Below are 1316 nucleotides of genomic sequence, written 5' to 3'. Positions count from 1 at the left end.
TCCATCTAAGCACATTACCCTTATCATCAATCTCTACTTCTAAATCTTTGTATTTGTTGTAAACTCTAGGTTCTAAAATCTCACGGAGATATTTTGTGCCTTTTTGAGTTCTTGTTACCCATATATTATACCCACTCCAATATCTTGGCATATCCCAAGAAGCAGCACTATGCATTGTACTATGGATCGTTTCTCCTTTTTTAAGTTTGGGTAGAGTATTTGCTGTATATTCTTTGCCTTTATAGATTAAAATATCGTCATAATACCCTTTTAAAAATGCATTAGTATAAAAGAAATTATCTCTAAAATATATCCAAGCTTGATATTTATCTTCTTTATAATAAGATAAATTAGTAGGATAGTCTGTTCTTGTATATTTATCTTCCGATCTTGGAGTAATCCCAAAGTCTATATATCCTGCTAAGAATAGTTGCCCTATAATACTTACATACTCACTATTGTAATTTGGTTTTATGGAATTTTTTAAGTTTTCATCTTCTGTGTAAAACAAAGGACAATCCAAGTCATTAAATTCGCATGCATCCTCAAAAATTGATCCTAAAAAATGATCTTCAAAATATTCTAAAATATCTGTTTTCTTAAGGTTTGGAATTTGTAGAAAAAGCTTTATATCTGATTTTTCATCAAAACAAATACCATCATAACCTAAATTGTAAAATATCTCATCAAAATCAGGGAAAAACGAACCGTATTTATGAATTACTTTACCAATCACCATCTTCTTTTGCCTTATTATGGATTACATTATTTGGTTTTTTATTTCCTATATCTATTGCTGAACCACCAGAATCAGATGTTTTTCTTAATCTTATAATAGTTCCATCATCTAGTTTTCTCATTTTTATACCATTTCCCGCATCTGGCAATATTGTCGTATCTTTTGTAATATCCTCCCAAATCTCTTTTATTTGTTTATTATCCTTGACTATATAGACATTATTATTTTCGATAAATTGTTTATAGCCCATTTTATTTAATTCTTTAGAAGTCTTAAGATTGTATTTATTTTTTAATACCTCTATCACTTCTTTTTTGGTGGCATATTTGGATTTTTTCTTAATAATATTTTTTGCATTTTTAGGATTTTTCACTGCACCAAGCATTGCTAAGGCATCACCGATAATGCTGACATTTTCAAGTGAATTTGAAATATCTTCCACTATACCTTCTAATGGGGTAAATAAAGGCTTTATAGCTCCACTTGATTTATTTCTCCATTCCTCCAAATCATCAAATACTATCTCAATAAACTCCCCACTGCCATCTTGTGTTTGTATTCTTATAACATTATCAGG

1 protein-coding gene and 1 pseudogene are annotated in these 1316 nt (G+C 29.3%); both read right to left on the bottom strand.

Going from position 1 to position 1316, the window contains the following annotated elements; genetic code table 11:
• Window positions 1–739 (bottom strand): hypothetical protein (locus AJ932_RS00030; protein WP_083261760.1); only part of this gene is annotated, 739 nt, incomplete at its 3' end.
• Window positions 726–1316: pseudogene (locus AJ932_RS10705) on the bottom strand (hypothetical protein); the annotation flags it as partial. The pseudogene AJ932_RS10705 and the gene AJ932_RS00030, both read right to left, overlap by 14 nt.

Origin of the sequence: Campylobacter sp. BCW_6873, from assembly GCF_001762365.1 — a bacterium.
Classification (GTDB): domain Bacteria; phylum Campylobacterota; class Campylobacteria; order Campylobacterales; family Campylobacteraceae; genus Campylobacter_D; species Campylobacter_D jejuni.
This window is presented reverse-complemented; position numbering and strand designations above follow the sequence as displayed.